17 protein-coding genes are annotated in these 21,404 nt (G+C 69.1%); 8 read left to right on the top strand and 9 right to left on the bottom strand.

Annotated features, from left to right (window positions below):
- Positions 1–118: 118 nt before the first annotated feature.
- Positions 119–3,700, top strand: coding sequence for an indolepyruvate ferredoxin oxidoreductase family protein (locus FB600_RS20390; protein ID WP_096749872.1), 3,582 nt, complete (start codon positions 119–121; stop codon positions 3,698–3,700).
- Between the two features lie 114 nt (positions 3,701–3,814).
- Here FB600_RS20390 and FB600_RS20385 read toward each other — a convergent pair whose 3' ends face one another.
- Both FB600_RS20385 and FB600_RS20380 read right to left on the bottom strand, forming a co-directional pair.
- Entirely contained in the window at positions 3,815–6,091 is a 2,277-nt protein-coding gene (locus FB600_RS20385; protein WP_145757225.1) for an NADP-dependent malic enzyme, read from the bottom strand.
- A gap of 276 nt (positions 6,092–6,367) precedes the next feature.
- Complete coding sequence (locus FB600_RS20380) at positions 6,368–6,694, bottom strand: hypothetical protein (protein ID WP_127841091.1); 327 nt, start codon at positions 6,692–6,694, stop codon at positions 6,368–6,370.
- On the opposite strand from FB600_RS20380, the gene FB600_RS20375 reads away from it, so the two are divergent.
- From FB600_RS20375 to FB600_RS20355, 5 genes are all read left to right on the top strand, one after another.
- On the top strand, positions 6,674–7,360 hold the full coding sequence (locus FB600_RS20375) for an orotate phosphoribosyltransferase (RefSeq protein ID WP_013696334.1): 687 nt from the start codon (positions 6,674–6,676) through the stop codon (positions 7,358–7,360). The two genes, FB600_RS20380 and FB600_RS20375, sit on opposite strands and share 21 nt — an antisense overlap.
- 242 nt (positions 7,361–7,602) lie before the next feature.
- Positions 7,603–8,205: a YbhB/YbcL family Raf kinase inhibitor-like protein gene (locus FB600_RS20370; protein ID WP_096749874.1), complete on the top strand. Its 603-nt coding sequence runs from the start codon at positions 7,603–7,605 to the stop codon at positions 8,203–8,205.
- A gap of 251 nt (positions 8,206–8,456) precedes the next feature.
- Positions 8,457–9,404, top strand: coding sequence for an N-acetyl-gamma-glutamyl-phosphate reductase (gene argC / locus FB600_RS20365; protein WP_096749875.1), 948 nt, complete (start codon positions 8,457–8,459; stop codon positions 9,402–9,404).
- Positions 9,405–10,438: 1,034 nt separating this feature from the next.
- A complete protein-coding gene (locus FB600_RS20360) occupies positions 10,439–11,689 on the top strand; it encodes a DUF2957 domain-containing protein (protein WP_036048540.1) in 1,251 nt (416 codons plus the stop codon).
- A gap of 19 nt (positions 11,690–11,708) precedes the next feature.
- Positions 11,709–12,542, top strand: coding sequence for an OmpW/AlkL family protein (locus FB600_RS20355; protein ID WP_013696330.1), 834 nt, complete (start codon positions 11,709–11,711; stop codon positions 12,540–12,542).
- A 372-nt stretch (positions 12,543–12,914) separates the two neighbouring features.
- On the opposite strand, the gene FB600_RS20350 is transcribed toward FB600_RS20355, so the two are convergent.
- From FB600_RS20350 to FB600_RS20330, 5 genes are all read right to left on the bottom strand, one after another.
- Complete coding sequence (locus tag FB600_RS20350; RefSeq protein WP_145757226.1) at positions 12,915–13,547, bottom strand: LysE family translocator; 633 nt, start codon at positions 13,545–13,547, stop codon at positions 12,915–12,917.
- 188 nt (positions 13,548–13,735) lie between these two features.
- Positions 13,736–14,605 (bottom strand): NAD(P)-dependent oxidoreductase, encoded by an 870-nt coding sequence (locus tag FB600_RS20345; protein ID WP_145757227.1) that lies wholly within the window; start codon positions 14,603–14,605, stop codon positions 13,736–13,738.
- A gap of 183 nt (positions 14,606–14,788) precedes the next feature.
- Positions 14,789–14,995 carry a hypothetical protein gene (locus tag FB600_RS20340; RefSeq protein ID WP_096749878.1) on the bottom strand — a complete coding sequence of 69 codons (207 nt, stop codon included), beginning with the start codon at positions 14,993–14,995 and terminating at the stop codon, positions 14,789–14,791.
- 200 nt (positions 14,996–15,195) lie between these two features.
- On the bottom strand, positions 15,196–15,339 hold the full coding sequence (locus FB600_RS20335) for a hypothetical protein (RefSeq protein ID WP_013696326.1): 144 nt from the start codon (positions 15,337–15,339) through the stop codon (positions 15,196–15,198).
- Positions 15,340–15,351: 12 nt separating this feature from the next.
- The gene (locus tag FB600_RS20330; RefSeq protein WP_096749879.1) at positions 15,352–16,755 is read right to left on the bottom strand and encodes an OFA family MFS transporter; all 1,404 of its coding nucleotides are present in this window, start codon (positions 16,753–16,755) and stop codon (positions 15,352–15,354) included.
- A gap of 497 nt (positions 16,756–17,252) precedes the next feature.
- On the opposite strand from FB600_RS20330, the gene FB600_RS20325 reads away from it, so the two are divergent.
- Positions 17,253–17,654, top strand: coding sequence for a hypothetical protein (locus FB600_RS20325; RefSeq protein WP_145757228.1), 402 nt, complete (start codon positions 17,253–17,255; stop codon positions 17,652–17,654).
- A gap of 404 nt (positions 17,655–18,058) precedes the next feature.
- On the top strand, positions 18,059–19,153 hold the full coding sequence (locus FB600_RS20320) for a diguanylate cyclase domain-containing protein (protein ID WP_145757229.1): 1,095 nt from the start codon (positions 18,059–18,061) through the stop codon (positions 19,151–19,153).
- A 140-nt stretch (positions 19,154–19,293) separates the two neighbouring features.
- On the opposite strand, the gene FB600_RS20315 is transcribed toward FB600_RS20320, so the two are convergent.
- Positions 19,294–20,256, bottom strand: coding sequence for a hemin ABC transporter substrate-binding protein (locus FB600_RS20315; protein ID WP_145757230.1), 963 nt, complete (start codon positions 20,254–20,256; stop codon positions 19,294–19,296).
- Positions 20,253–21,374, bottom strand: a complete 1,122-nt coding sequence (locus FB600_RS20310) for a hemin-degrading factor (RefSeq protein WP_409995233.1) — start codon at positions 21,372–21,374, stop codon at positions 20,253–20,255. Before FB600_RS20310 ends, FB600_RS20315 begins: the two co-directional genes overlap by 4 nt.
- Positions 21,375–21,404 lie beyond the last annotated feature (30 nt).

Raw genomic sequence — 21,404 nt, 5'->3', positions numbered from 1 at the left:
TTCCACCAGTGATACCATTTTCCGAAACCCGCCAATATGGCGCCCCGGCCAATGTGTGTCCACAAGACGCCGATGCCGACAGTTTTGGTGATCCCAAACGGGTGGAGGAGACGTAGTAATGAATGCCCCGCTAGACGCCGGCCAGCGCGCGACGCTGGAAGCCGCGCTTCAATCGGTCACGCTCGACGACAAATACACGCTCGAGCGCGGCCGTGCCTACATGAGCGGCGTGCAGGCGCTGGTCCGGCTGCCGATGCTGCAGCAGGAACGCGACCGTGCCGCCGGCCTCAATACCGCTGGTTTCATTTCCGGCTATCGCGGCTCGCCGCTCGGCGGCCTCGACCAGTCGCTCTGGAAAGCCCAGAAGCATCTGGCCGCGCACCGCATCGTGTTCCAGCCCGGCCTCAACGAGGACCTCGCCGCGACCGCCGTATGGGGCACGCAGCAGGTCAACCTCTACCCCGGCGCGAAATACGACGGCGTGTTCGGCATGTGGTACGGCAAGGGCCCCGGCGTCGACCGCTCGGGCGACGTGCTCAAGCATGCCAACTCGGCCGGCAGCTCGCCGCACGGCGGGGTGCTGGTGCTGGCCGGCGACGACCACGCCGCCAAGTCCTCGACCCTCGCGCACCAGTCCGAGCACCTGCTGAAGGCCTGCGGCCTGCCGGTGCTGTATCCCTCGAACGTCCAGGAATACCTCGACTTCGGCCTGCACGGCTGGGCCATGAGCCGCTATTCGGGGCTGTGGGTCTCGCTCAAGTGCGTCACCGACGTGGTCGAATCCTCGGCCTCGGTCGACATCGACCCGCATCGCGCCAACATCGTCCTGCCCGAGGACTTCCTGATGCCCGAGGGCGGGCTCAACATCCGCTGGCCCGATCCGCCGCTGGTGCAGGAAGCGCGGATGATCGACCACAAGTGGTACGCGGCGCTCGCCTACGTGCGCGCCAACCGGCTCGACCGCATCGAGATCGATTCGCCGCAGGCGCGCTTCGGCATCATGACGGCCGGCAAGGCCTACCTGGACGTGCGCCAGGCCCTCACCGACCTCGGCCTCGATGACCAGACCTGCGCGCGGATCGGCATCCGGCTCTACAAGGTCGGCTGCGTCTGGCCGCTCGAGGCACAGGGCGCGCAGCAGTTCGCGCGCGGCCTCGACGAGATCCTGGTGGTGGAGGAAAAACGCCAGATCCTCGAATACGCGATCAAGGAAGAACTGTACAACTGGCCCGACGGCCAGCGCCCGCGCATCTTCGGCAAGTTCGACGAGAAGGACGGCGCGGGCGGCGAATGGTCGGTGCCGATGGGCAACTGGCTGCTGCCGGCGCACTACGAGCTCTCGCCCGCCATCATCGCCAAGGCGATCGCGACGCGGCTCGAGAAGTTCGAGCTGCCCGCCGAGGTGCGCGCGCGCATCGCCGCGCGCATCGCCGTGATCCAGGCCAAGGAGGCCGCGCTGGCCCGGCCGCACGTCACCGCCGAGCGCAAGCCCTGGTTCTGCTCGGGCTGCCCGCACAACACCTCGACGGTGGTACCCGAAGGCTCGCGCGCGATCGCCGGGATCGGCTGCCACTACATGACGGTGTGGATGGACCGCAATACCAGCACCTTCAGCCAGATGGGCGGCGAAGGCGTGCCCTGGATCGGCCAGGCGCCCTTCACCGAGGAAAAGCACGTGTTCGCCAACCTCGGCGACGGCACCTACTTCCACTCGGGCCTGCTGGCGGTGCGCGCGGCGATCGCCTCGAAGGCCAACATCACCTACAAGATCCTCTACAACGACGCAGTGGCGATGACGGGCGGCCAGCCCGTGGACGGCACCCTGACCGTGCCGCAGATCACCCACCAGGTGGCGGCCGAGGGCGCCGCGCGGATCGTGATCGTCAGCGACGAGCCGGAGAAGTACCAGGGCAAGACCGACCTGCTCGCGCCGGGCGTGACGATCCACCATCGCGACACGCTCGACGCCGTGCAGCGCGAGCTGCGCGAGATCGCCGGCACCAGCATCCTGATCTACGACCAGACCTGCGCCACCGAGAAGCGCCGCCGCCGCAAGCGCGGCGCCTACCCGGATCCGGCCAAACGCGTGGTGATCAACGAGGCGGTCTGCGAAGGCTGCGGCGACTGCTCGGTGCAGTCGAACTGCCTGTCGGTCGAGCCGCTCGAGACCGAGTTCGGCACCAAGCGGCAGATCAACCAGTCGACCTGCAACAAGGATTTCTCCTGCGCCAAGGGTTTCTGCCCGAGCTTCGTGAGCGTCGAGGGCGCCCAGTTGAAGAAGCCGAAGGCGGTCGCGGTGGACGCCGGCGCGCTGCCGCCGCTGCCCGAACCCGAGCTGCCCGCGATCGGCCGCGCCTGGGGCGTGCTGGTCACCGGCGTCGGCGGCACCGGCGTGGTGACCATCGGCGCGCTGATCGGCATGGCCGCGCACCTGGAGAACAAGGGCGTCACCGTGCTCGACGTGACCGGTCTCGCGCAGAAGGGCGGCGCCGTGATGAGCCATGTGCAGATCGCGCATGCGCCCGCCGACATCCACGCCACGCGCATCGCGATGGGCGAGGCGGATCTCGTGATCGGCGGCGACGCGCTGGTGACGGCCAGCGACGAATGCACCTCGCGCATGCGCCACGGCTCGACGCGAGTGGTGGTCAACAGCGCCAGGACGCCGACCGCCGAGTTCATCAAGAACCCGCAATGGGCCTTCCCCGGCGCGAGCGCCGAACAGGACATCCGGATCGCGGCGGGCGAGTTCGTCGACCTGGTCGACGCGGACCAGTTCGCGGCCGCCCTGCTCGGCGACACGATCTACACCAATCCCTTCGTGCTCGGCTATGCCTGGCAGCGCGGCGGCCTGCCGCTCACGCTGGCTTCGCTGACGCGCGCGATCGAGCTGAACGGCGTGCAGGTCGAGAAGAACCTGGCGGCCTTCGACTGGGGCCGCCGCGCCGCCCATGACCTGGCCAGCGTGCGCCAGGCCGCGGCCGGCAGGCAGGTGGTGCCCAGCGGCGCCACGGTGATCGCGCTGCACACGAAAAAGGCGGTCGATACGCTGATCGCCAAGCGTGTCGAGCAACTGGGCGCCTACCAGAACGCCGCCTACGCGGCACGTTTCTCGGCCGTGATCGAGCGCGTGCGCGCCGCCGAGGCCCGCCTCGACGGCGAGGCGGCGCAGGAGCCGCTGACCGAGGCGGTCGCGCGCAACCTCTACAAGCTGATGGCCTACAAGGACGAGTACGAGGTCGCGCGGCTGCAGTCGGACCCGGCCTTCCTGGCCAGGCTGGCCGAGCAGTTCGAGGGCGAGCTGAAGCTGCGCTACCACCTCGCGCCGCCGATCCTGGCCAAGCGCGACGCGCAGGGCCATCTGGTGAAGAAGGCCTATGGTCCGTGGATGCTGACGGCGTTCCGTCTGCTGGCCCGCCTCAAGGGGCTGCGCGGCACCGCCTTCGATCCCTTCGGCCGCACCGAGGAACGGCGTACCGAGCGCGCGCTGATCGGCGAATACGTGGCCCTGGTCGAGACGATCCTCGCCGGGCTCACGCCGGAGCGGCTGCCGCTCGCGCTCGAGCTCGCGAAGCTGCCGGACGGGATTCGCGGCTATGGCCACGTGAAGGAGAACAACCTGCGCGCGGTGCGCACCAAGTGGGAGGCGCTGCTCGCGCAGTGGAACGGGCCGCAGGCGCTCACGCGCCACGTCGCCTGAGGCTGCCGCCGCCACGCCGGCGCGGCACATGAAAAAGCCACGGCCCGATCGGGTCCGTGGCTTTTTTCATTCAGGCGAGGCAGGCACCGCGCCCGCCCTCGCCGTCGAGCCGTCTCAGCGCGCCGCGCTGTTGACGTTGGCCGCCGCCACCGCCGTCATGTTGACGATGCGGCGCACCGTCGCCGCCGGCGTCAGGATGTGCACCGGCTTGGCCGCGCCGAGCAGGAACGGGCCGACCGTCACGCCGTCGCCGCCGACCATCTTCAGCAGGTTGTAGGCGATATTGGCCGCCTCGACGTTCGGCATGATCAGCAGGTTCGCCTCGCCCGACAGCGTGGTGCCGGGGAAGGCGGCCTTGCGGACCACCTCCGAGAGCGCCGCGTCGCCGTGCATCTCGCCGTCCACCTCGAGCTGCGGCGCGCGCTGCGCGATCAGCTTGCGGGCCTCGGCCATGCGGCGCGAGGACGCCGAGGGCGCGCTGCCGAAGTTCGAGTTCGACAGCAGCGCAGCCTTCGGGGTGATGCCGAAGCGCTCGATCTCGGCCGCGGCCTGGATCGTCATGTCGGCGAGCTGCTCGGCGCTCGGCAGCTCGTTGACGTAGGTGTCGCAGACGAACAGGTTGCGGCCCGGCAGCATCAGCAGGTTCATCGCCGCGAGATGCTCGGCGCCCGGCGCGCGGCCCAGCACCTGCTCCACGTACTTGAGATGGCTGTGATAGGTGTCGATCATGCCGCAGATCATGCCGTCGGCATCGCCGAGGTGGACCAGGATCGCGCCGATCAGCGTATTGGCCTTGCGCAGCGCGGCCTTGGCCACCTCGGGCGTGACCCCGTCGCGCGCGCCGAGCTCGTGGTAGGCCTGCCAGCACTGCTGGTAGCGCGGATCGTCCTCGGGATCGACGATCTCGAAGTCGGTGCCGGCGCGCAGCTTCGAGCCGATCTTCTTCAGGCGCATCTCGACCACCGCAGGGCGGCCGATGATGATCGGCTTGGCGATCTTCTCCTGCAGCACGAACTGCGCGGCGCGCAGCACGCGCTCGTCCTCGCCCTCGGCGAACACGATGCGCGCCTCCTTGGCCTTGGCCGCGGTGAACACCGGGCGCATCACCATGCCGGTGCGATAGACGGTCGCGCCGAGCTGCTCGCGATAGGCGTCCATGTCGGCGATCGGGCGCGTGGCCACACCCGAATCCATCGCGGCCTGCGCCACCGCTGGCGCGATCTTGATGATCAGGCGCGGGTCGAAGGGCTTCGGGATCAGGTAGTCCGGGCCGAATTCGAGCGAATGGCCCTCGTAGGCCTTGGCGACCTCCTCGCTCTGGTCGGTTTCCTGCGCCAGCTCGGCGATCGCGCGCACGCAGGCGAGCTTCATCTCCTCGGTGATGGTGGTTGCGCCGACATCGAGCGCGCCGCGGAAGATGAAGGGGAAGCACAGCACGTTGTTGACCTGGTTCGGGTAGTCCGAACGGCCGGTCGCGACGATCGCGTCGGGGCGAACCGCCTTGGCCGCTTCCGGGCGGATTTCCGGCTCCGGGTTGGCCAGCGCGAGGATCAGCGGCTGGCTGCCCATGGTCTGCACCATCTCGGGCTTGAGCACGCCGGCGCTGGAGCAGCCGAGGAACACGTCGGCGCCGTTGATCGCGTCGGCCAGCGTGCGCGCCTCGGTATTGGCGGCGTAGCGCTGCTTGGACGGATCGAGCTGGCCGCGGCCCTCGTGGATCACGCCCTTCGAATCGGTCACCAGCACATTGGCCTTGTTCAGGCCCAGGTTGACCAGCAGGTCCAGGCAGGCGATCGCCGCGGCGCCCGCGCCCGAGCAGACCAGCTTGATCTCGCCGAGCGACTTGCCGACCACCTTCAGCCCGTTGAGGATCGCCGCCGAGGCGATGATCGCGGTGCCGTGCTGGTCGTCGTGGAAGACCGGGATCTTCATGCGCTCGCGCAGCTTCTGCTCGATGTAGAAGCACTCGGGCGCCTTGATGTCCTCGAGGTTGATGCCGCCCAGGGTGGGCTCGAGCATCGCGATCGCCTCGACCAGCTTGTCGGGATCGGTCTCGGCCAGCTCGATATCGAACACGTCGATGCCGGCGAACTTCTTGAACAGGCAGCCCTTGCCCTCCATCACCGGCTTGGCGGCCAGCGGGCCGATGTTGCCCAGGCCCAGCACGGCCGTGCCGTTGGTCACCACGCCCACCAGGTTGCCGCGCGAGGTGTACTTCTGCGCATCGAGCGGATCGGCGTGGATCGCCTCGCAGGCGGCCGCCACGCCCGGCGAATAGGCCAGCGAGAGGTCGTACTGGTTCGACAGCGGCTTGGTCGGCGTGACCGAGATCTTGCCGGGCTTCGGATTCTGGTGATACGCGAGCGCGCTTTGCTTCAGTTGTTCATCCATGGTGGGTCTGATCTGCGAGAAAGGCGGTGTTGGAAGCCTGGCATTCGGCGTCCGGCAGGTGCCGGAACATGGCGATCGAGGGGATGGTCGAGGACGGCATGCGTCGCGCGCCGGGTCGGCGCGACGTCGAACCTGTCTGCGGGATGGGCAAGGAGACCAAAGTGCCGGGCGGATTCTAGGGGCCGACAAGTGTACACCTCGACCGAAGCGCGCGTTGCTGCACCGCCAGATACCGGGAATTGCCGCGCAAGGCCGTCGCGGCAGGGGCCACGGGCGTCACGGCGCCCCCTCGGCGCGCCCATCATCGCCCCCTCGCGCGCGCTGGAAAGCCCGCCCGGCGCCGGCTTCGGGGCGGCCGGGAAAACCGCGCCGGAACACGCCCGGCGAGCCGCGACGAAAGCTGCCGCGAGCGGCCGCCCGCGACGTCCGGCCGCCCGCCGATTCGGGTAAAATGCGGGCCCACGCGCGCAGCGAAGTTCCGCCGCCGGCCATCCGCGCCGGTTCGCCGTTCTCCGGCCGGAATCCGTCGCCGCGCCACGGCGCCTCGCGCCCGGCCTCCCGCTCATCACCCAAGGAATGCCCATGACAGGCTTCGATCGTCAAACGATCTCCGACACCACCGCCAAAATCCTGCTCGAAGTGCAGGCGGTGCACTTCAACGCCGAAAAGCCGTTCATCTTCACCTCCGGCTGGGCGAGCCCGGTCTACATCGACTGCCGCAAGCTGATCTCGTATCCGCGCGTGCGCCGGGGCCTGATGGAGATGGCGGAAGCGACGATCCTGCGCGATGTCGGTTTCGAGCAGATCGACGCGGTGGCGGGCGGCGAAACCGCCGGCATTCCGTTCGCGGCCTGGATCGCCGATCGCATGATGTTGCCGATGCAGTACGTGCGCAAGAAGCCGAAGGGTTTCGGCCGCAACGCGCAGATCGAGGGTCACCTGGAAGAAGGCTCGCGCGTGCTGCTGGTGGAGGACCTGACCACCGACAGCCGCAGCAAGATCAACTTCATCAACGCGCTGCGCACCGCCGGCGCCGAGGTGAACCACTGCTTCGTGCTGTTCCACTACAACATCTTCAAGGAAAGCGTCTCGGTCCTGAAGGACATCGACGTCGACCTGCACGCGCTGGCTACCTGGTGGGACGTGCTGCGCGTGGCCAAGGCCTCGGGCTACTTCGAGACCAAGACGCTCGACGAGGTCGAGAAATTCCTGCACGCGCCGGCCGAATGGTCGGCCGCGCACGGCGGCGCCACCGCGCCGAAAGAGTAAGCGCCTGCGCGCGCCGGTTCCGGCGCGCCGCGTGATCAACGCCCGTCACGGTTGCCGTGCACGGGCGTTTTCTTTTCGGGCGGAGCGAACCCTCCCCGCGCCGCCCGGCATCGCGCGATGCTTGCGTCACCGCCGCTTGCCCGGTGCTAGACTGGCTGCCGTCGTCCACAGGGTCGCAACACGAATACGTGCCGAAACGCCGTCGTCGAACGCGCCGGCCGAGGTGACGGGAGGCTCGCGCCATGCATGAAGGTGAGGATCGGGAGGAGCGGCAAGGCGGCAGGCACCGCGGCAGGAATGCGCTGCGCCTGCTCGCGGTGGTGGCCGCCGCGCTGCTCAGCACCGCGCGGCCCGGCGCGCAGGCGCCGTTCACGCTGTCGAGCGCCGACCTGCGCGAGGGCGGCCGGCTCGACGTGGCCCAGCGCTATTCGCGCAACGGCTGCGGCGGCGCCAACCGCTCGCCCCAACTGAGCTGGCAGCATGCGCCGCGCGGCACCCGAGCCTACGCGATCACCATGTTCGATCCCGACGCGCCCGGCCGCGGCTGGTGGCACTGGGCGGTGACCGGCATCCCCGCCGAGGTCACCAGCCTGCCGGCCAATGCCAGCGCCTCCGGGGTGCTGCGCCGGCTCGGCGCCAGCGAGGCGCGCAACGACTTCGGCACCGACGGCTATGGCGGCGCCTGCCCGCCGCCCGGCAAGCCGCATCGCTACGTGATCACCGTCTACGCGCTCGACTCCGACCGCCTGCGCAGCGCGCAAGGCCGGCCCGCTCAGTTGTTCGACCACGAGATCAGCGTCTCCGCGCTCGCCTATGCGCGCCTCATCGTCACCGACGAACGCTAGGCGCCCGTCCTGCTTCAGCGCTGTCGCTTCGCGCCGCGCGGCGACGCATCGCCCCGACGAGGGCCGGAGCGCCAGCCGGCTGCCGGATCGCCGCGATGCGCCGCGCTTCAAGAATTCGTCATGCCGGCCGTGCAGGATGAAACCGCGCGCCGCCGCTTTTTTCGGCGCGATCGGTTACGGCCCTGTCCGTGAAGTCTTAAAATGTCGGCTTTCCGGCGTTCGCGCCGGCCGCCCCATTCCGTGAGAGCAAGATGAGCACGAAAGTTTTTGTCGACGGCCAGGAAGGCACGACCGGCCTGAAGATCTTCGAATACCTGTCCGCGCGCGGCGACATCGACATCCTTCGCATCGACGATGCCAGGCGCAAGGACGTGGAGGAACGCCGGCGCCTGATCAACGCCTCGGACATCACCTTCCTGTGCCTGCCCGACGTGGCCTCGCGCGAATCGGCCTCGCTGGTCGAGAACGATCGCACCACGCTGATCGACGCCAGCACCGCCTTTCGCACCAGCGCCGACTGGGCCTATGGCCTGCCCGAGCTGACCCGCGCGCAGCGCGAGCGGATCCGCGGCGCCAAGCGCATCGCCGTGCCGGGCTGCCACGCCTCGGCCTTCGTGCTGGCAATGCGCCCGCTGGTCGATGCCGGCGTGGTCGCCACCGACTTCGCGGCCCACAGCTATTCGATCACCGGCTACAGCGGCGGCGGCAAGAAGATGATTGCCGACTACGAGGCCGGCGGCAACGAACGCCTGGCCAGCCCGCGCGCCTACGCGCTCGGCCTCGCCCACAAGCACCTGCCGGAGATGGCCGCGCACACGGGCCTGGCCGGCGCGCCGATCTTCACGCCGATCGTCGGCCCGTTCTACAAGGGCCTGGCCGTCACCACCTACTTCACGCCGGGCCAGCTGGCGCGCCGCGCCAAGCCGCAGGACGTGCAGCAGATCCTCGCCGAGTACTATGCCGGCGAAGCCTTCGTGAAGGTCGCGCCGTACGACGCGGCCGAGAATCTCGACGAGGGCTTCTTCGACGTGCAGGCCAACAACGACACCAATCGCGTCGACCTGTTCGTATTCGGCAACGAGGAGCGCTTCGTCACGGTCGCGCGCCTGGACAACCTCGGCAAGGGCGCCTCGGGCGCGGCGATCCAGTGCATGAACCTGAACATCGGCGCCGACGAGGACAGCGGCCTGAAGCGCTGAAGCCGCGCGGCTCGCGCATCGCTGAAAACCGGCCTTCGCGGCCGGTTTTTTCTGGTCCGCGCGATTCGCGAATTCACCGGCGTATCCATCAATAAAAATATCGCCGCCTTGGTTCCCGGTATTTGAACGCCGACATTCACGAGAATCCACAGTCTTTCGAAACGCAGCCAATCCGGCTCATTTCCCGTGCCCGCCCAATCATGAATATCCCGAATAGGGATACACCCGAGATGTCGGCCGCAAGCCTTGCAGGGCGGGCCTGAGCACCGCAGCACGCGCACCGTCGGCGGCGCCGGAGCGCGCGTTTGCAGGGTAATTTCAAACGCGATTTTCGTTTTAATTCTTCCCGCCAGGCCCGATTTCACGGGCTTGTTTCCAAGCTGTCCCGTTTCAATCGTCTTTTTTAGACGGTTCCATCAATTGACAGCGGCAGGCCCCGCAGCGAAATTACATCGCACAATTACACCGGAGACGGAGGCATGTCATACGCCTTGTGGATGGGGTCGGCCGTGGCCAGCGCGCCCGCCCCTGCGGCGGTCGCTGCCGGCCCGACGCGCATGCGCTCGGCGGCCGCGGCCCACGTGCGGCGCCCGAGCCCGGGCGTCGGCACGCGATGCGTGCGCGACACCCGCGCGACGCGCCAAGGCGTCCACTCGTCCCCTTGCGGCAGGCCCGCGTCCCGGATCGCGACGCGCCACGGCCGGCGGCATCATGCAGGACTCCAGCGCTTCTCCAGCACGTCGACGAATCATATTCAGGTGTGCGCATCATCGCGCGACACCGGCGAGACGACCGCCGGCATCACGGCGGCCAGGCATCAGGCGATCGCGGCGGCCGTGCCCGACGCGATACACGGGATCAACGGGGGGTGCGGTGCGGGCGGCCAATGCCGTGACGAGGGTGTCGCCGGTTCCGGAGCAGGGAACCGGCGACGCAATCGGCAGCCAGCCGCCGGCGATACGCGCGGGTAACCAAATGAAGCGGCCGACAGGGAGCTGGCCGCCGCAAACAAGAGACAATCCTGGAGGAGCAAGATGAAGCGCAATCTCGTACTGGCTGCGGTCTGTGCCGTGCCGCTGGTGTCGGCCTGCGGGGGCGGGGACGACCAACCGCCCGCGGCCCTGGCCGCGACCGAACCGGGCCTCTGCCCGAGCTCGCTGGACTACAGCACGGTCTATACCGGCGGCGGCGGCGACGGCGAGCTCGTGAAGCTGCAGCTCGATACGACCAAGATGACCTGGCAGATCAGCTATATCGAATCGCCGATCCCGGCCACCACCGGCACCGTGGTGCCGACCCGCGCCGGCACCGTCGCGACCGGCACGCTGACCCAGGAAACCGGCCTGCCGACCCAGAAGCTCAACAACTGCGCATGGCGCCTGAACGGCGCGAGCCTCGACCCGTCGCGCCCGGCGCGCGTGTTCGTCGGCTTCGGCGTGGCGGGCGGCACGATTCCGGGCGCGCGCATCCAGTTCTCGGGCGTGATCGGCGTGGGTGCGGTGCCCGACACGACCTTCCCGTACTACCCGTTCATCGGCTTCTCGTCGATCGAGACCAACCTCGCCAACGTGGCCGGTACCTACAGCCAGCTCGGCTACGGCCAGGTGCCCTCGCAGAACTTCTCGCCGACCACCATCGACGGCAAGGTCACCATCAACGCCGACGGCACCTGGCAGCGCTGCGACACCACCGGCGTGCATGCCGGCACCTGCTCGCAGCCGGGCTCGAACCTGACGCAGTCACCCGACGGCAGCGGCGCCTTCGTGACCAACAACTACCAGAGCCAGGTCAAGCCGACGCTCGCCACCACGCCGCAGGCGAAGGGCTACATCATCGTCGGCAAGCTGCGCAACCAGCTGGTGCCGATCATGATCCGCACCGGCGTGGCCAACCCGAACCCGCTGCCCGACGCGAACGGCATCCCGGGCCTGACCGCAGACGACGAATCGGGCATCTCGATCATGTCGCCGCAGTCGAGCGTCGCGGCCGGCTCGCAGAACGGCGAGTACATCGGCGTGGACAGCCAGTTCGACTATCGCACCACGGCCCTGATCAACACCCAGGCCACCCTGCTCGATCCGTTCAACGCCTCGCAGGCGTCGCTGGCGACCGCGCTGAACCTCGACTACACGCAGGCGGTGCCCGGCACGGTGACCTCGACCCACGTGGGTGCCTCGAGCACCACCCCGACCGGCAAGTTCATCTTCACCGGCGGCGTGTTCGGCTACCTCGACAACAGCAACGCGACTTCGCCGTATTTCACGATCGGCGCCTTCGTCCAATAACAAACCGAGGGGACACCCCGTGAACAAGACCATTCTCTGCGCGGCGGCGCTGGCCGCCGCGCTCGGATCGGGCGCGGCCAACGCCCAAAGCGCCGGCAGCAACGTGATCGGCCTCGGCTGGTTCCACGTGCAGCCGGTGCAGAGCAGCACCCCGCTGACCACCAACGTGGCGCCCACGCCGATCAACACGCCGCTGCGCCTGCCGCCCACCTTCGATTCGCCGGGCACCGGGCTGCGCACCAGCACGGCCGACACGGTCGGCCTGACCATCAGCCACTTCCTCACCGACCACATCGCGGTGACCTCGGTGGCCGGCGTGCCGCCGGTGTTCAAGGTGAGCGGGCAGGGCACCATCGTGCCGCCAGGGCCGGCCGGCGCGCTCGGCACGCAGAACATCGGGCTCGGCGCGGTGAATCCGATCGTCAAGAGCGTGCGGCAGTGGAGCCCGGCAGTGATCCTGCAGTACTACTTCGCCAAGGCCGACTCGAAGCTGCGCCCCTTCCTCGGCATCGGCGTGTCGTACAACTGGTTCAGCGACCTGCAGCTGAGCAACAACTTCATCAAGCAGACCCAGGACAATCTCGGCTCGATCCTCGCGGCCGGCGCCGGCAAGCCGGGCACCACCTCGGTCTCGGCCAAGGCGTCCTCGTCGTGGCAGCCGGTGTTCAACGCGGGCCTGACCTACGCGCTGACCGATCATTGGGGCTTGATCGCCTCGGTCACCTACATCCCGCTGCGCACCACCTCGACCGTGACGATCAAGGCGGCCGACGGCTCGACGCTGGCGGAATCGAAGAGCGAGCTGAAGGCGAACCCGATCATCAGTTACCTGGCGGTGTCGTACAAGTTCTGAGGGAAGGAAACGGCGGAGGACGCGATACCGGATCGGGTATGTGGAATCGTCAGGACGAAAAAAAGCCCGCCTGAAGAGGCGGGCTGAATCCATATCAGAGGAGACATGGAGGAGACAGTTCCAACTATACCCGAGCCGATGTCGCGCCGCAACATTTCCGCACGGAAAATAAGGATTTTCCCTTGCGGGTTGTTGCCAGGTCGCGACGCCCCCCTCCTCGCTCCCGCTGCGCGCTGAATACCCGTCCAGCGCGGCTTTCCAGGAAAAAACCCGATCCTTCGAAATCGGGTTTGGTTTTTCCGGCGTCGATATCGCGCCAGCCTGCGTCAGACGGTCGCGGCCCGACCATCCCGGGCCGCCCGGCGTGCCGGCTCAGTGACGCACCAGCGCCATCGCCGTGCCGAAGCCGACGAACACGCCGCCGGTCAGCCGGTTGAAGATCCGCATCACGCGCGCGCTGCGCAGCGAGGCACCGATACGCGTGCCGAACGCGCAGTAGACGATGTACCAGCCGACTTCGCAGATCGCCAGCGTCACCACCAGCGAGGCGAACTGCGGCAGCTTCGGCGTGGCCGGGTCGATGAACTGCGGGGTCAGCGCGACCGCGAACAGCAAGGCCTTCGGGTTGCTGCCCGAAACCAGGAAGCCGTTGCGGAACAGCGCGCCGGGCGAGCTCAGCATGCCCAGGGTGACGGGCGCCGCCTCGGCGCCGGCATCCTCCACGCGCGCGCGCCAGGCCTTGATGCCGAGCCAGATCAGGTAGGCCGCGCCGGCCAGGCGCAGCGCGTCGAACATGCGCGGCCAGGCCGCCAGGAACACGCCGAGCCCCGCCGCCGACACCAGGAACATCAGCACCAGCGCCAGCAGCGCGCCGGCCATGGTCGCCGTGCTGCGGCGCATGCCGTAGCGCGCGCCGTGCGACATCACCAGCAGCATGTTCGGGCCGGGAATCGCCGACACCACGAACATCGTCGCGAGGAACAGCTCCCAGGTATGCAAACTCATCAAGGTCTCGATTCGGAAGATTGTCGGAACAGCCATCATGCCGGCAGTCGCCCGCGCTGCGCCGCCCCCCGCGCGAACCGGCCGATACCGGCGCGAATCGTTCACGCGAGGCGACTCACGGCGAACCGCCCGATGCACGCGGCCGGCGCGCGGCTCACTGCCGATCGCCACCGCCCGCCCAACGCCGCTCAGCGCGCCGCGCGCCGCGCCGCCACCTCGCCCAGCACCGCGAAATCGCGTTCGCCGTCGCCGTGCGCGATCGCGTCGAGCAGGTTGTCGCGCAGCACGCTGCCGACCGGCATCGGCACCGACACCGCGTCGGCCGCCTCCAGCGCCAGCCGCACGTCCTTCAGGCCGAGCCGAGCCTTGAACAGCGCCGGCTCGTAGCTGCGCTCGGCGATCATCGCGCCGTAACCCTGGTAGACCGGGCCCGGCAGGATGCTGCTGGTGATCACGTCGACATAGTCGCTGACCGCCACGCCGTGCGCCGACAGCATCGCCGCCGCCTCGCCCATGGTCTCGATGGCCGAGGCGATCGAGAAGTTCGCGGCCAGCTTCACGGCATTGGCATGCTGCGGCAGCGAGCCGAGCCGCCAGGTCTTGCGGCCGATCACGTCCAGCGCCGGCTGCACCAGGTCGATGGCCTCGGCCGGGCCGGCCGCGACGATCGTCAACTGGCCCTGCGCGGCCACGTTCGGGCGGCCCAGCACGGGCGCGGCCACGTAATGCAGGCCGCGCTCGGCGTGCGCGTGCGCCAGCGTCTCGGCCAGCGCCACCGAGATGGTCGCCATGTTGACGTGCACCAGCCCGCGCGGCGCCTGCTCGAGCAGGCCCGCGTCGAACACGCCGCGCACCGCGGCATCGTCGGCCAGCATCGAGAACACCGCGTCGCCGGCGAAGGCGGCATCGATCGAGGCAGCCTGCTCCGCGCCCTGCTCGACCAGCGGCGCGAGCTTCTCCGGCGAACGATTCCAGACCCGCACGCGATGCCCCGCCTTCAGCAGGTTCGCGGCGATCGCGCCGCCCATTTCCCCCAGCCCGACAAAACCGATATCCATGCTTTGCTCCTCGTTTGCTCAAGCGCCGAAGTAAAGCACAGCTGCGTGATCTTTGCCGGTTCGCGATGCACGGCCGCGCCATGAAAAAAGTCCTGCCCGAAAACCGGACAGGACTCGATGGCGGCAGCGCTCCGTTCGGAGGCGCTCCCGCGAGGCGGCGGATCGCGCCGCCGCGGTAGGCGCTTACTGCTGCGCGCCCTTGTCGTTGGTGCCGGCGGCCGAAGCGGCGGCAGCCTTGGCATTGCCCTTGGTCGAGCCGTGCTTCTTGAGCTTGTGCTTCGGTGCGCTCTTGTCGTGCTTGGCGGCCGGCGCCGAGGCGTCCTGCGCGAACACCGATGCCGATGCGAAGGCGAGCGTCACGGCGGCCAGCGAAACGAGAAGCTTGTTCATTGTTCTACCCCTGCGTTGGAAAGTGGAAACGGTCGATCGGGAAACCCGCGATGCGCTTCATCGCACCGGCGCGCCCGGGAAAATCCGGCGTCGCTGTCGATTCAACGCGCCCGGCTTACATCGCGTTGACTGCCGAAAACCCTGATATGGGCACCGTTTCCGGCATGCCGGCGTGGCCGCCGGCATGCCTGCGCGAACACTCAATGGAACAGCTTGAGCGCCTGCGCGAGCGTGTTGAACACGCCCCAGACCAGCGGAATCAGCACATAGAGCCAGAACACCAGCAGCAGGCCCTTGTTGGTCGGGTGCGCGTCGGCCGCGTCGCGGGTCGAGAGATCGGTCATCACGGGTCTCCGTTATTTGGCGGACGCGAGCTGCGCGTCGCTCATGTAGTGGTGGTCGGCGACGCGTCGCACCAGCAGGTTGCAGAAGAAACCGACCACCAGCAGCACCGCCATCAGGTGCACCGTCATGGTGTAGGCATCGGCCTTGGCCACGCCGTGGCCGACCTGGTAGGCGCGGATGTAGTTGACCAGCACCGGGCCGGCCACGCCCGCCGCGGCCCAGGCCGTCAGCAGCCGGCCGTGGATGCCGCCGACGAAGGCGGTGCCGAACATGTCGGCCAGATAGGCCGGCACGGTCGAGAAGCCGCCGCCGTACATCGACAGGATCACGCCGTAGGCCAGCACGAACAGGGCGATGTTGCCGCTCGCCGCGAAACGCGGCACGCAGTAGTAGAGCACCGCGCCGAGCACGAAGAAGATGAAGTAGGTGTTCTTGCGGCCGACCCAGTCCGAGGCCGAGGCCCACACGAAGCGCCCGCCCATGTTGAACAGCGACAGCAGGCCCACGAAGCCGGCGGCGGCCGCGGCCGTCACGGTGTCCTTGAAGCTCTCCTGGATCATCACCGAGGCCTGGCCGAGAATGCCGATGCCGGCCGTCACGTTGAGGAACAGCACCAGCCAGATCAGGTAGAACTGCGGCGTCTTCAGGGCCTGGTCGATGTGCACGTGGCGCGAGGTGATCATCTTGTTGGTCGACCGCGCGGGCGGCTCCCAGCCGGCCGGCTTCCAGCCCGGCGCCGGCACGCGGATCGCGAAGGCGCCGATCGTCATCGAGATGAAGTAGGCGATGCCGAGCACCACGAAGGTCTCGGCCACGCCGATGCTGGTGGCGCTCTTGAAGTGGTTCATCAGCGCCACCGACAACGGCGCGGCGATCATTGCGCCGCCGCCGAAGCCCATGATCGCCATGCCGGTGGCCATGCCGCGGCGGTCCGGGAACCAGCGGATCAGGGTCGAGACCGGCGACACGTAGCCCAGGCCCAGGCCGATCCCGCCGATCACGCCGTAACCGAGGTAGAGCAGCCAGATCTGGTGGGTCCACACGCCGATCGCCGAAACGATGAAACCGCCGCCGAAGCAGCAGGCCGCCGTCAGCATGGTGCGGCGCGGGCCGACGCGTTCCAGCCACTTGCCGGCGAACGCCGCCGACAGGCCCAGGAACACGATCGCCAGCGAGAAGATCCAGCCGAGCGTGGTCAGCGACCAGTCGCCGGGCGCCGAGGCGCTGATGCCGATCACTTTGGTCAGCGGGCCGTTGAACACGGAAAACGCGTAGGCCTGGCCGATACAGAGGTGCACGGCGAGTGCCGCCGGCGGCACCATCCAGCGCGAGAAACCCGGACGGGCGATCGTCGCTTCCTTGGACAGGAAGGACGGATTGCCCGCGCGGCTTGCGGGCTCGATGACACTGCTCATGATGGTTCGTCTCCGTTGCAAATCTTGTTGTGGCCCGCGCGGGTACCCGCGCCGAATCTGTCACGCCACAGGAAAAGCCGGTTCATATAGTCGGTTGTCCCGAATGATTTCCCCCGACTCCGGCCTTGCCATCCTCGAACGATAGGCATGCCGAAATGCATTCGCAATATGAGATACGCGCGCATAAGGGAATGCCAAGCCGTAAACGATGTGAATGATTCGTCAACGCAGGTGAAACGCACCGGGACGGATTTCCCCGCCGTCCCGCGCCGCACCGGACCGAGCCGGTGCACCGGCCGTCTTACGGCCGGCCAACAAAGCCGCGCATCCTACGCGAGAGCGGCCCGAAAAACAATTTTTAACATCCTCGACCCGGCACGCTTGTTAGCCTGCCCCGACATGTTTCGCCTCGCCGCCGGATCGATCGCCAGCTTCGACCCTCGCCGGCGCCGCCGGGCGATGCCGTGATCGAACCCGTATCCGAGAACCCCGAATCGATGAATGCACCGAATTCCCTGATCGCCCGCCTGCTGCTCGCGGGCGCCGCCGTGGCCACCATCGCCGGCTGCGGCAGCAGCAACGGCCCGCGCCCGCTGGCCCAGTCGCAGGCCGCCGCGATCGGTGCGCCGCCCGGCGCGATGATCTACGTCTCGTCCGGCCTGACGGCCCCGCAGATCGAGCGCTGCCTGTCGGGGCGCATGTCCGGCACGCGCGTTCAGCAGCAGGGCAGCGCCGCGACGCTACTGGTGGGCCCGCGCTCGACCGACGAGGACTGGCGCATCACACTCGAGCAGAACGCGGCGGCCGGCACCACCATCGCCGTCTATCCGCCCAGCAGCGGCGAGGGCGAACCCGATGAAACCACCCTGCGCTATCACCTCGCGCGCTGCGCCGTCTGAGCACGCGGCGGACGCCGCGAAAACGGTGCGCGCTTTTTCCCGCCGGCCTACAATTCATTCCCGGTTGTGAGGAAAACCCTTACAGGTAAATAGGGTTGGTTGACAATGACCCGACCCGGCAGTGGACAAGCCCGATTTCCGCAGCCGGATCAACGCGCCAGGGATCGAACAAGCGCGTGGCGTGTCTGGGGATGATCGGCCGTGAACGAGGACAAGTCTCGTGGTCGGCGCGGCACCCGGCACCTTATCCAGAATCGATCCACGGCTTATCGGCCGCTTGTCTCGCCTCGCCCGTCCCGCCCGCCTCCGTGCCAGGAGCGGCCGGCACGCGGCAGGCGAGGCCGCCCCGCCGACACGCCCGCCGCTGGAGCCGGCGGACTTCCCGCTTTCAGAAGGAACCACGCATGGAATTCGACCCGGCCGGCGCGCCGAACCCGCGGCCCGCCCCACCGGAAACCGCCCAGCAAGGCGCCGATGCCGCGCTCGAGGCAGCTCGGCTGGCGCTGCCCACGGCTGCCGGCGCCTCCGGCACGGCCGTGGTGCTGCTGGTGGACGACCAGCCGATCGTGCGCGAGGCGGTGCGCCAGGCCCTGGCCGGCGAGGACGGCATCGAGCTGCGCTACTGCCAGCACGCCACGCAGGCGCTGGAGATCGCCCGCGACACGCATCCGACGCTGATCCTGCAGGACCTGGTGATGCCCGACATCGACGGGCTGACCCTGGTCCAGCACTACCGGCGCACGCCCGAGCTGCGCGACGTGCCGATCATCGTGCTGTCGACCAAGGAGGAGCCGCGCATCAAGCAGGCCGCCTTCGAGGCCGGCGCCAACGACTACCTGATCAAGCTGCCCGACCACGTCGAGCTGGTGGCGCGGATCCGCTATCACTCGCGCGCCTACGTGAACCTGCTGCAGCTGAACACCGCCTACCGCGCGCTGCGGCAGTCGCAGCACGAGCTGCTGGCCGCCAATCGCGAACTCGAGCGGCTCTCGCAGTCGGACGGGCTCACCGCGCTGCCGAACCGGCGCTATCTCGACGCCTACCTCGACGGCGAATGGCGCAAGAGCCAGCGCGAGCAATCCGAGCTGTCGATGCTGATGATCGACGTCGATCGCTTCAAGCAATACAACGACACCTACGGCCATGTCGCCGGCGACGACGTGCTGCGCCAGGTGGGCGCCGCGCTGCAGCGCTGCATGAGCCGCCCGGGCGACCTGGCCGCGCGTTTCGGCGGCGAGGAGTTCGGCGTGGTGCTGCCGGGCACGCCGGCGGGCGGCGCCCGGCTGGTCGCCGAGAAGATCCGCCTCGAGGTGGCCGCCCTGCAGGTGCCGCACGCGGGCGGCATCGAGGGCGGCGTGGTCACCGTCAGCATCGGCGGGGCCTGCGTGATCGCCTCGCCCGAAGGCTCGACCACCTCGCTGATCGAGACCGCCGACGCGGCGCTCTACCAGGCCAAGCGCGGCGGTCGCAATCGCGCCGTGATCGCGGCCGACGCCTGAATCCGGTCGCGGCCGGGCCGCCGAGGCGCCCGGCTGCGATCGCCTCTCCTTCGATCACATCCGGTTTCGCCGCGCCGCATCGGCCCTTCCCGTCGAGCCCCCTGACACGGCCGGCTCGCCAAGCCCGCCGGTCGAATCGCTCAGGCCGCGACCAATTTCCGGCGCAAGGCCGTCACCGCCTGCGGCAGGCGCGGCCCGAAGCCGAGCAGGAACAGCGCATCGAGCGCGACCACGCGCGAGGCGCGGCCCGCCGGCGTCAGCGAAAAACCCGCCGATGACAGCAGTGCCTGCGCGCCGCCCGCCGCGCGCAGCGTGTCGTCGGTGGTCAGCACCACCTCGGGCTGCGCCGCCACCAGCGCCTCCGAGCTCAGCATCTTGTAGCCCTCCACGCCCTCGATCGCATTCGTGAAGCCGGCATAACGCAGCATCGCGGCGGCGGCGGTGCGCTGCCCGGCCACCATCGGCTGGCGCCCGGCCGGGTCCATCACGAACAGCACGCGGCGCGGCGCCGGCTTGGCGCCCGAGATCGCCTGCGCCCAGTCGCGATCGAAGCGCGCCAGTTGCTCGCGGCCCGCCGCCTCGGCGCCGAGCGCGCGCGCGATGCCGTCGATCTTGTCGCGCACCGAGCCCACGTCGTGATGCTCGGCGAACAGGTCGACGTCGATGCCGGTGCGACGCACCTGGTCCAGCGCCGAGGTCGGCCCCGCCTCGGCCGAGGCCAGCACCAGGTCGGGACGCAGCGCGAGCAGGCTCTCGGCCGACAGCGAGCGCTGGTAGCCGATCTTGGGCAGCGCGCGCGCCGGCGCCGGGAAGGTGCAGGTGGTGTCGGTGCCGACCAGCCGGTCGGCACGGCCGAGCGCGTAGACGATCTCGGCCAGCGCCCCGCCGATCACGACCACGCGATGCGGCTCGCTCGGCGCGGCCACGCCGGCGGCCGCGGCGCCAGCCGTGGCTCCGGTCGCGGCTCCGGTCGCGCCGCTTGTGGCCGCGGCAACCGCAGCCCCGGCGCTGGCGGCGGCCAGGCCGCTCGCGCCCAGCGCGAACGCGCTCGCGCCCGCGCCGAGCAGCCAGCGGCGACGCCCCGCGTCGTGCCGCGCGCTCATGCCTGCACCTCGTCGCGATCGGCCGCCGGCGCGAGCCGCGCCAGCGCCTCGCGCCAGCCCGCCAGCTCCGGCGCGCCCGGCTTGCGCGCGCCGAACAGCATGGCGATGGTCTCGCCGCGCTCGTCGAACAACTCGACCGAGCTGACCACGCCGTCGCTGGTCGACTTGCGCACCAGCCAGGCGCTGTCGACCAGGTCGGTGCGCAGGTGCAGGTTGAAGTCGGGATCCATCACGTTGAGCCAGGGCCCCATCGGCACCAGGTTCGCCACCGGCCCGGTATGGATCTGGATCATCCCGGTATTGCCGACGAACACCATGATCGGCAGGCCGCTCGCGGCCACGTCGTCGAACAGAGCACGCAGCGCGCCATCCTCCAGCCGCCGCGCGCGCGACTCACCGGCCAGCCGCAGCGCCTGCAGGCGGCCCGCGCCGAACTTGCGCAGCATGCCGAAGAACTCGTGGGTGTCCTGCATCGCGTCCCAGGCGGCCCGGAAATCGGCCACGTCGATTTCGTCGTCCTCGCGGCCGACTGCCGGCGCAGGCATCGGCACGACCGTCAGGCCCGCGGCCTGCGGCACCGCCGCGTGGCGCGTCACCAGCGCATCGAAGGCCGCGTGATCGCTGTCGGCACGCAGGTAGAGCTTGGTGATGGCGGTGCCCTGCGCGTCGAAGAACTGCAGGCTCTTGCGCTCGCCGCCCTGCTCGCTCGCCTCGCGCACCGCGAAGGCGGAGGCCCATTTGCCGTAGAAGATGCGCAGGTCGATCGCGCTGCCGAGCGCGAGCCCGACTTGCCCGTCATGGCTCATCTTCTCGAACTGGCCGATCTTCTCGTGCACGGCCGCCTCGTTGCGGGTCAGCGTCATCACCGTGCCGAGCAGCGGGATCGCCTCGTAGAGCTCGACGAAGCGCGCATCGAGGCGCACCACGTGCTCGCCGACGAAGGCGGCCAGCGCCTCGCCCTCGCTCACGCCGAGCGTGGCGGCGGCATCGCGGTGGCGCAGCTTGCGCTCGGTGCGCAGCGTGGTGAAATCGCGCCGCAGCGCGGCCAGCGAGGCCGCGTCCTGGGTATACGAATGAGTGGCGGCCTGGGCGCCGGTGGCGGAGGCAGTGGTCATGATGCGGTGTCCTCGGTCATGAAAAAGCGGGAA

The sequence above is a fragment of the Burkholderia sp. SJZ089 genome (genome assembly GCF_007828315.1).
In the GTDB taxonomy this organism is placed as follows: Bacteria; Pseudomonadota; Gammaproteobacteria; order Burkholderiales; family Burkholderiaceae; genus Burkholderia; species Burkholderia gladioli.
The sequence above is the reverse complement of the archived record's forward strand: the minus strand, read 5'-3'. Positions and strand labels throughout refer to the sequence as shown.

Coding starts and splice junctions, on each gene's coding strand:
- argC (WP_096749875.1), top strand. CDS start 8,457: ATGAGCACGAAAGTTTTTGTCGACGGCCAGGAAGGCACGACCGGCCTG.
- FB600_RS20325 (WP_145757228.1), top strand. CDS start 17,253: ATGAATGCACCGAATTCCCTGATCGCCCGCCTGCTGCTCGCGGGCGCC.
- FB600_RS20390 (WP_096749872.1), top strand. CDS start 119: ATGAATGCCCCGCTAGACGCCGGCCAGCGCGCGACGCTGGAAGCCGCG.
- FB600_RS20375 (WP_013696334.1), top strand. CDS start 6,674: ATGACAGGCTTCGATCGTCAAACGATCTCCGACACCACCGCCAAAATC.
- FB600_RS20360 (WP_036048540.1), top strand. CDS start 10,439: ATGAAGCGCAATCTCGTACTGGCTGCGGTCTGTGCCGTGCCGCTGGTG.
- FB600_RS20320 (WP_145757229.1), top strand. CDS start 18,059: ATGGAATTCGACCCGGCCGGCGCGCCGAACCCGCGGCCCGCCCCACCG.
- FB600_RS20370 (WP_096749874.1), top strand. CDS start 7,603: ATGCATGAAGGTGAGGATCGGGAGGAGCGGCAAGGCGGCAGGCACCGC.
- FB600_RS20330 (WP_096749879.1), bottom strand. CDS start 16,755: ATGAGCAGTGTCATCGAGCCCGCAAGCCGCGCGGGCAATCCGTCCTTC.
- FB600_RS20335 (WP_013696326.1), bottom strand. CDS start 15,339: ATGACCGATCTCTCGACCCGCGACGCGGCCGACGCGCACCCGACCAAC.
- FB600_RS20385 (WP_145757225.1), bottom strand. CDS start 6,091: ATGGATGAACAACTGAAGCAAAGCGCGCTCGCGTATCACCAGAATCCG.
- FB600_RS20350 (WP_145757226.1), bottom strand. CDS start 13,547: ATGAGTTTGCATACCTGGGAGCTGTTCCTCGCGACGATGTTCGTGGTG.
- FB600_RS20315 (WP_145757230.1), bottom strand. CDS start 20,256: ATGAGCGCGCGGCACGACGCGGGGCGTCGCCGCTGGCTGCTCGGCGCG.
- FB600_RS20345 (WP_145757227.1), bottom strand. CDS start 14,605: ATGGATATCGGTTTTGTCGGGCTGGGGGAAATGGGCGGCGCGATCGCC.
- FB600_RS20340 (WP_096749878.1), bottom strand. CDS start 14,995: ATGAACAAGCTTCTCGTTTCGCTGGCCGCCGTGACGCTCGCCTTCGCA.